Raw genomic sequence first — 8,209 nt, forward strand, 5'->3', positions numbered from 1 at the left:
CTCACGGCGCATCGCATCTTCCCGAGCCTCCGGGAAATGCCCAGCAACAACCGCTAAAACCTCAGGCGGTAACCACCACGGCAACAGCAGAGACACACTTCACCCCTGCCCATCCACCGCATCTACCTTTACTTCGATCGGCCGAACTCAACTTTCCGATGTCTATTTGATATTAATAAGTCCCCATCGTTGAGAAGCCAGCAAACCCAGGCGCTCACTGCTGCGGATCCCGCTCACCGCGAAGAAAAGTGCGCACATCGCGCAAGTCGGGTACCTCGGGCACGAGGTCCGAGAGATCACCCATTTTCTCGAGTTCCTCGGTGGCGGGCGAGAGGAACGTCTGCTGATGCTCGCGAGCGTGCTCGGCCGCCTGCGCGACGGTGTCGACAATCGCGCGGGCCAGCTCGTCGGGGGATTTGCGTAGCGCCGACGCGGTGAGACTCAGCTCGGTGAGTACCCCGCCCGCGTCGACGGTCGCCGCCACCGACCGGTCCACCGATTCAGCGCGGATCCGAGTCGCCTCCAACTGCCGATACGTTTCGGCCAGCCGGGTCTGCTGCTGCTGGAAGGTATCGAGCAGATCTTCGATCTGGTTTCTCAGCCCATTGTTGGCATTCAGCAGACCTTCTCGTTTCCACCGGTCCATGGCTGCGTCCTTTCCGGATCATCTGTTCAACGATTATCCGACACCGCCGCCCGCGCCATCGCCACCAGCAGGCGATGCAAGGCCTTGGCGGCCGCGGGAGCTTCGCCACCGACCAGCTCGACCGCGGCGAAACCCGCGGCGAGGGCTCGACCGGGCGAGAACATGCGGTCGTCGAAGCAGTAGTCCCCGAGCTCGGCCCGCCAGGATCGATACCCGCTGACGATCCGCCCGAGAGTCTCGCCCTGGGCACCGCTGATTCGTAGATATTCGCTGATCAGCGCCCGCTGCGCCTCTGCACGGGCCCGCAGCCCGCCCGTCAGGTCCAGCACGTGGCCGAGCTCCCGCAGCATGGTCACATACATGGGGCGTTGCCGCAGTGAGCTTTCCACAGGGTCGTGGCCGGCCCGGTCGTGTCCGATGAGCGCACCGGGGTCCGCTGTCGCGGTCACATCGAGAACGATCCACGGCTCCGGAGGCTGCGAGGAGTCCACCGCGGAATCCTCAGCACCCGCGCTTCGATTCTCCGCTCGGGAGAGCGGACCCGCGTCAGCGACCTCGAGCCCACGCAGAACAGCGGGGTGCTCGCCGAGAACTGCGTCGACAGCGTCGGCGATCTCCCGGGCTGTCTGCTCGGTGATACCCGCGGTTTCGAATCCGACGATCCCGAGGTCGCGCCGCGCCGCCAGTTCGCGCAGGATTTCCATGGCCGCTTCATCGGACTCGCGTTCAGCACGCGCGGCGATCGCCTCCTTCCGCGACGGCGGCGTGCGGCGGGGGTCCGCATCCGGTTTCGCCGGCGGCCTATCGGCAGTTCGCGGCCCAGCTGCCCGTGGCGGGAGCTGGCTTTCCGGAGCAGTGGCACCGACCGGCGCGCTGGATCGGGGGGAGCCCGGGGAGTTGCGGCCCCAGGGCGAGTCTGTCGATCCGGTGGAAGCGGCGCGGGCGGCCATCGGCTTCGGGCCCTCCGGTGATTTCGGGGGGCTGGTAGCGCTGTTTCCGGGAGCCTGCCCGGCCGGTGTCGCAGCCGTCCCCACCGGAGCCGAAGCACCCGGAACTTGCAGCGGAGGTTGCGGTTCTCGTTCCGGGCCGCGCGGACCGGTCGCGGGGTCGGGAGACCCCGGGCCATCAGCGCCCGGCTGCTGGGACTGCGGGGCAGCGCCCGGCTGGGCATCCTCCGCGCCGGTGGTGGTGTCGGACCGCGCACCGCCGGAGGCATTCTGCCCCGCCGTGGAAGCGATCGGATCATCAGCAGGCCGTGTCACCCCGGCGGTTTGCTGCGTCGGCGCCCCGGTCCGGTCCACGGCGTTCGCCGCCGGGACCGAGGCCGGAGGTATCGAAACCGCCGGATCCGTGACTGTGCCGGGGTAGCGAGCCGGATCGGAATTCTGTACCTGCGCGCTCCCCGCGTTGTCCGTATCCGTATACATCCCGGTAGCAGCTCGGAGACCGGCGCCGAGGGCGCGGACACGGTCCACCAGGTTTTCGAAACCCGCCATGCCCTGCTCCGCACTGGGCACGTAGCTTTCGGCGAAGGCTTTGCCGGGCTCGTCGGCACCCCAGGATTCTCCCTCGCGCAGTGAGGTGGCCCTCAGCTCCGCGAGCATCTGCGCCAGTTCGTCGGCCATCTGGTCGAACTCCGCCGCCGAGGCATGCATCGTGTCCGGATCGAGCCACAGCGGATCGGTCACTCGATCACCTTTCTCCGCGCCACCACCAGCAGTTTCGGATCAGTGTGGGCGATATCGCGCGATGTCGCATCCCATGCTCTTCCTGGCCCTGGCAACCGGTTCCACCGGCGACCGGGATACGACGATAGCGTGGTGTTCGGGGTCGGCACGGCGACACGGATCGGTGAGATGTCGGAAGGCCGGATCGGAGATGTCGACACCGAACACCTGGGTATGGATGCCACGGCACCCGAGCGTCGCCGGCACCAGCTGGTAGACCCGCCGCGGTTGTCCCGGTTCTCCCGCACCTGGACGGTCGTCGGCGCTACCACGGTCACGAACCAGAGGTTCCGGTTTCGCGGCGCAACGGCTGCGATCTCGGTCAGCATCCCCAGCAGCTTCGGTTCGCAACGCATAGCCTTCAGTACGTGCACCGTGGCAACTGGCTCCGTTTCCTGCTGTGCCTGGCCGTGCTCAGCAGTACCAGCGGATGTTTCGGCGCGGTGGATCGCGCGGAATTCGAGGACCGGATCCGTGCACGCGGCGGCGGATTGGTGAGCGCCCTGCCGCAGGCCGCGATCACCGCACTGGCACAGCGCATCGGTGCCGCGGACCCGAATGTGAACGTCATGCTTCTCACGGCACCGAACTCCACCCGGTTCCGGCTCGTCGTGAACAACCAGCCGATCCAGGTGACGAAATTCCTGGCCGGAGGCGATTTCACCGCCCGCGAACCCACAGTCCGTTTACGGGTCCGGCCGCCCGGCGCGTCCCGCGTACTGGACGATTACTCCTTCACCCTCGGCGACCTGAGCGCCCCACGCCCGGTACGGGTTTCCTCCTTCGACGACCTGGACGGCGAGAACTTCGCGATCAGCGAGGTGCCCGGCCTCTCGCGTATCGAGGACATAGTCGACACCGCCCGCACACGCAGCGAAATACCCGACGGTCAGGTCACTGCCATTCTGGTGAGCCGCTTCGGCCGCGACATCCGCATCGTCGCCAACGTGGCATCGGCCCGCTCGGAGGTGGTCGCCGAATTCGACCGCACCGGCGCCTTCCTCCGAGCCCAGCCGGTATAGCCGATGCCCCGTGTAGTGACGAGCCTCTCGACCGGATTGCTCGTCGGCGCCTTCAGCATCGTCGTTCCCGTGGCAATCTGGCCCGGCGAAGCGAAACTCACCGCGCCCCTGTTCTGTTCATCCCCGACCACCGAACCCGTGGTCGTCTCCGATACCTTCCACGACTCCGACGGCACATACACCAACTACACCCTCTACTGCGTGGGAGACCACGGCATTCTCACCGATGCGGGCTTCGTCCTTCCCATGCTGGTGATGCTCACCGCGCATTTCCTGATCGCGACGGCCCTGGCACTGCTCGTCACATCCCGCGCACGCAGGACCGAGCCCGGCCGGCCTGTTCGAGATCCCCTTCGCTCAGAAACACATCCGCACATAGGTACCGAAGACTATTTCGAGCACTGACCCGCCTGCCACCGCACTCCGGGCACCGACGGCGGAGTCGAGGTCCCCGCTAGTGCTCCGGGTCGAAGTAACCATCGAATAGGATTTCACTGATCTCGGTCGTGGTCTCCCTGCCGACCACGTCACCGCCTTCGATCACCCCGGTGTTGTCCATGATCGCCAACGTGTACCGCTCGCCGGGGCCGACGAATCCCACCGAATTCATCAGCCAGGAACCGTCGTCGTTATCGTCGGACCAACCGTTCTTGTTCCCGGGCCGCGCCATCGCACCCGCACCCCAGACTCCCCATTGCTGGTCGACGTCGACCGAACGCATCTCACCGACGATGTAGTCCCGATGCCCGGCGGGTAGCTCGTCCAACACGTAATTGATCAGGCGATCGAGATCGTTCGATGTCGACAGGATCCAACCCCAATGATGCTCGTGGCGGTCGGTGAATTTCATATCGGTCATCCCGTACGACCGAAACCGCGCCGCATATTCCGCCTCACCGCCGTAGCGATACCACAACGTCGTTGCCGCCGCATCGTCGCTGGAGTTGAGCATCTTGTGGATCAAGTCACGGTCTTCCCCGGTCAGCGTGATCACGCCCGAATCGTCGCGGAGCAGCAGATCCACCACCATGGCCAACTTCGGCGTAGAGCAGGCCCAGATCAGCGTGCCCGCCTCCGCACTACGCCATACCGCACCGGTCATCCGGTCGCGGAGCACAATTCCCGCGAACCCGGGGCGGGTTCGCGCGTACGCTTCGGCCCGCTCGATCCGCACCAGCAGCCCCGAATCGAACCCCCCGCCGTCCTGGGAGGACCGGGTGTCGTCGGTCGCGGTGCGTGCCCTCATCGTAATTGCGGTCACGGTCAGCAGAACTGCCACCGAAACAACGGACAACACCATGAGAAAAAGCCGTCTCCGTCGGTGCGCGAAGAGCTCGACAGACCGCATGGCATCCTTCCCAGGTGATCTCGCTCAGCGGTTCACCATCCATCGAGAACAGGAACTCCGGGCACGCTGTCCGCTGCATTCGGCCTCTCGGATCGAACGGATCCGGACAACGCCGCATCCCACCTGCGCGGGAAACAACGCTCATCTCCGCTCGGTACGGCTCACTGCTGTACCGAATCCAGACCGGCCGCCTCGTAGACCTCGATCGCCGCGTTCGCCAGGCCAGGGCACCGGGTCACCATTGCTGCGGCAGCATCCAGGTTGTCGGCGGCGAGGATGGTGTAGCCGGTGAGCCTCGCTCGGCTGCCGTCCACAATCGAGCCATCGAGACCGACTGTCCGGGCAGCGGTGAACACGCAGCCGGGATCGACGACCGCCGCACCGAGGTTTCCGAACCACTGCTCCCACGAAGCACGAACCGCCTGTGCGTCGGAGTCCTCGGCCGGGTAGCCGGTGTAGATCGCGAAATACCTACCCATTGCATACCACCCTTTCTCGATCGATTACGAGTCGGCGAAATCCATTCAACCGGATTCGGCCCGACGAAAACGTGGAGTGAGCGATATCGATCTTGTAGCAGCCTGGCACCATACCCCTGCGTGAGCCCGCCGAAGCCGACAAACAAGGATCCGGTCGACACGGCGAGCGGTGAGAGTGTTTCCGACACTTGCGGATTCGGTACGAGCAGCCGAGACGCACCCGAGAAGCCTGTGACCGTTGCGCCGATCACGAACGCAACGGGGCCGGCGAGCACCGACAGCTCAGGAGGAGCCCGGGAAAGGTCTACCGGTAGTCAAGAGATTGTTCAGCAGACCCAAAAGAAAATCGATGAGCAATTCGGCATCCTTTCGTGACCGTGTGCCCGGCACCACACACCATGAGCATTCACGAGTTCGAATTCCCGGACAAACGGGTTCCCCAGAGATGAGAGCGAGACCCGGGGTTCGACGACAACCCGCGTGTGCCGGTCTCTCGGATCGAGCGGGGCCGGCAACCGATGAACGCGGCGCGCGCGCGACGGCCGGCGGGTCAGGGAACCGGCCTCGACCTGGATTCGTCCTCTTCATCTTCCATACTGTCCGGATCAGACGGTCAGCCCCCGCCGGATCAGCAGGGGTTCGATCTCGGGAGCTCGGCCGCGGAATGCTTCGAACGCTTCGAGTGGGTCCACCGAGCCGCCGCGGGACAGCAGTTCGCGGCGGAAGAGCCGACCCTTCTCCCGGATCGGTACGTCGCCATCGGTGAACCATCGCGCAGTGTCGGCATCGAGCACCTCGCTCCAGATATACGAGTAGTAGCCGGCGTCGTAGCCACCCGAGAAGATATGCGCGAAATATCCGGTGCGGTAGCGAGGTGGAATCGCGGTGACGGCGATCCCCGCTTTCCGGAGCGCCGCCTCCTCGAAAGCCTCGGCATAGGCACTGTCCGGGTCGAGAACCCCGGGCCGCGGGTCGGCGGCCGGGATACGATGCCATGCCCAGTCCAGGAGTGCCGCGGCAAGATATTCGACAGTGCGGACGCCCGCGCCGAAACTTTCGGTGGCGGCTATCTGCTCGACCAGTTCGGCGGGCATCGGTTCACCGGTTTCGAAGTGCCGGGCGTAGTTGGCCAGGATTTCCGGCCGCGACATCCACATCTCGTTCACCTGTGACGGGAACTCGACGAAATCGCGCGGGACCTCGGTACCGGAGAAGAACGGGTAACGCACATCCGAGAACAGCCCGTGCAGGGCATGGCCGAACTCATGGAACAAGGTCCTGACGTTGTCCCAGGTCAGCAGGGCCGCCTCGCCCTCGGCGGGTTTCGAGATGTTGAGATTGTTCACCACGACCGGCCTCTGGCCCAGCAGGTGCGACTGACTGACCAATTCGTTCATCCAGGCACCGCCCCGTTTCGACGGGCGAGTGAAGAAGTCACCGAGGAAGAGCCCGAGTGGTTCGCCGCCGACGTCGAACACCTCGAAAACGCGGGCCTCCGGGTGGTAACCGATCAGATCGCCGCGCTCCCGGACGGTGATCCCGTAGACCTGCTCCGCGGCGTAGAACACCCCGTCCCACAACACCCGTTCCAACTCGAAGTACGGACGCAGGACCTCGCCGTCCGCCGAAAATCGTTCGGCCCGTGCTTTTTCCGACCAGAACTGCCAATCCCACGAGCACAGTTCGGCATCCTCGCCCGTGGCGGCCCGCATCGCCGCCTCGAGTTCGCCGGCCTCGCACCGTGCCTTCGCGACAGCGGGTGGAACCAGCCGGTCGAACATATCCTCGACCGCCGATACGGTTCCCGCGGTCTGATCCGCCACCGCGTACGCGGCATGGTCCGGGTAACCGAGCAACGCCGCCCGTTCGGCGCGCAGCGAAGCGATCCGTGCTGCCAGGGCGCTGTTGGCACCATCGGCACCGAACCCACGCTCCAGCGATGCCGCCATCACTCGGCGCCGCACCTCCCGGTCGGTCAGTGCGGCGAGAACGGGTTGATTCGAGACGTTCTGCAGGCTCAGCGCCCACTTTCCGGTATGCCCGAGCGAACGGGCGTTTTCCGCCGCGGCAGCGAGTGCCCCCGAATCCAACCCGGCCAGCTCCGAGATATCGTCCAGGATCAACGTCGCCGCGTTGCGAACCGCCGAGTTCGCCTGACCGAATTCCGTTTCCGATGCGGCGAGTTCGATGTTGATCGCACGCAACCGATCCTGCTGGTCGGTATCCAGGCCGGCGCCGGCCCGGACGAACCGCAGGTAGTACAGCTCGAGCAGTCTCGACTCCGCCGGGTCCAGACCGAGTTCGCCGCGCCGCCCGTACAGCGTCTCGATCCGACCGAAGAGGGTCGGATCGAGATGGATGGCATCGCGGTGCGCGGCGAGCCGCGGCGAGATCTCGGCTTCGATCGCATCGGACTGCGCACTGGAATCCGAGCTCGCGATATTGCCGAAGACATTCGACACCCGCTTCAGCAGTGCACCCGAACGCTCCAGCGCCACGATGACGTTGCCGAAGGTGGGCACCTCCACCTCCGAGGTGATGGCATCGATCTCGGCCAGCTGCTCGGCCATCCCCCGCTCGAACGCGGGCAGGTAATGCTCATCCCCGATCTTTGCGAATTCCGGAAGTTCGTACGGAAGCGGGCTCCGGGCGAAGAACGGATTGCTCGTCATGGTGGAAACCTATTCTGCCGCGCCAGAGCTGTCACCTGCCACGGTGACGAGACCTGTCGCGGGCGTCGTGATGTGGTGATATCCAGAAGTTCAGGTCGGGCGCCCGGGATCTGCCAACGATATGAACCTGGCGAGCCGGATCGATACCTGCGCCCACCGATTCAACTCGGTACTTCCCGTGCCCGGTGGTCGACCTGGTCTTCGGTGCCCGGCCTCGGGAGCAAGCCCACAGACCACGGCCGACACACCACAAAAGCTGCAATCGCAAGGCTCGCACTCGCCGTGAACACCGCCTTGTCCGTCACGACCGCAGAC

Annotated in this window: 7 protein-coding genes; 2 read left to right on the forward strand and 5 right to left on the reverse strand. The window is 65.3% G+C overall.

Annotation, left to right across the window (positions count from 1 at the left end; genetic code table 11):
- Positions 1 to 214: 214 nt before the first annotated feature.
- Positions 215 to 646, reverse strand: a complete 432-nt coding sequence (locus ACWCPQ_RS34775; protein WP_449907353.1) for a YbaB/EbfC family nucleoid-associated protein — start codon at positions 644 to 646, stop codon at positions 215 to 217.
- A gap of 26 nt (positions 647 to 672) precedes the next feature.
- Positions 673 to 2,334 carry a hypothetical protein gene (locus ACWCPQ_RS34780; RefSeq protein ID WP_449907356.1) on the reverse strand — a complete coding sequence of 554 codons (1,662 nt, stop codon included), beginning with the start codon at positions 2,332 to 2,334 and terminating at the stop codon, positions 673 to 675.
- Positions 2,335 to 2,741: 407 nt separating this feature from the next.
- Here ACWCPQ_RS34780 and ACWCPQ_RS34785 point away from each other — a divergent pair, with 407 nt between their 5' ends.
- Both ACWCPQ_RS34785 and ACWCPQ_RS34790 read left to right on the forward strand, forming a co-directional pair.
- Positions 2,742 to 3,395, forward strand: a complete 654-nt coding sequence (locus ACWCPQ_RS34785; protein ID WP_449907359.1) for a hypothetical protein — start codon at positions 2,742 to 2,744, stop codon at positions 3,393 to 3,395.
- A 3-nt stretch (positions 3,396 to 3,398) separates the two neighbouring features.
- A complete protein-coding gene (locus ACWCPQ_RS34790; protein ID WP_449907362.1) occupies positions 3,399 to 3,800 on the forward strand; it encodes a hypothetical protein in 402 nt (133 codons plus the stop codon).
- A 49-nt stretch (positions 3,801 to 3,849) separates the two neighbouring features.
- Here the strand turns inward: ACWCPQ_RS34790 and ACWCPQ_RS34795 are convergent, their stop codons facing one another.
- The 3 genes from ACWCPQ_RS34795 to ACWCPQ_RS34805 form a co-directional block, all read right to left on the reverse strand.
- A complete protein-coding gene (locus tag ACWCPQ_RS34795) occupies positions 3,850 to 4,641 on the reverse strand; it encodes a serine hydrolase (RefSeq protein WP_449907365.1) in 792 nt (263 codons plus the stop codon).
- A 263-nt stretch (positions 4,642 to 4,904) separates the two neighbouring features.
- Positions 4,905 to 5,222 carry a hypothetical protein gene (locus ACWCPQ_RS34800; protein ID WP_449907367.1) on the reverse strand — a complete coding sequence of 106 codons (318 nt, stop codon included), beginning with the start codon at positions 5,220 to 5,222 and terminating at the stop codon, positions 4,905 to 4,907.
- Between the two features lie 605 nt (positions 5,223 to 5,827).
- Positions 5,828 to 7,894 carry a M3 family metallopeptidase gene (locus tag ACWCPQ_RS34805; protein WP_449907370.1) on the reverse strand — a complete coding sequence of 689 codons (2,067 nt, stop codon included), beginning with the start codon at positions 7,892 to 7,894 and terminating at the stop codon, positions 5,828 to 5,830.
- Positions 7,895 to 8,209: the final 315 nt, after the last annotated feature.

The organism is Nocardia sp. NPDC001965, from assembly GCF_053594175.1.

Coding starts and splice junctions, on each gene's coding strand:
- ACWCPQ_RS34775 (WP_449907353.1), bottom strand. CDS start 646: ATGGACCGGTGGAAACGAGAAGGTCTGCTGAATGCCAACAATGGGCTG.
- ACWCPQ_RS34790 (WP_449907362.1), top strand. CDS start 3,399: ATGCCCCGTGTAGTGACGAGCCTCTCGACCGGATTGCTCGTCGGCGCC.
- ACWCPQ_RS34795 (WP_449907365.1), bottom strand. CDS start 4,641: ATGAGGGCACGCACCGCGACCGACGACACCCGGTCCTCCCAGGACGGC.
- ACWCPQ_RS34800 (WP_449907367.1), bottom strand. CDS start 5,222: ATGGGTAGGTATTTCGCGATCTACACCGGCTACCCGGCCGAGGACTCC.
- ACWCPQ_RS34805 (WP_449907370.1), bottom strand. CDS start 7,894: ATGACGAGCAATCCGTTCTTCGCCCGGAGCCCGCTTCCGTACGAACTT.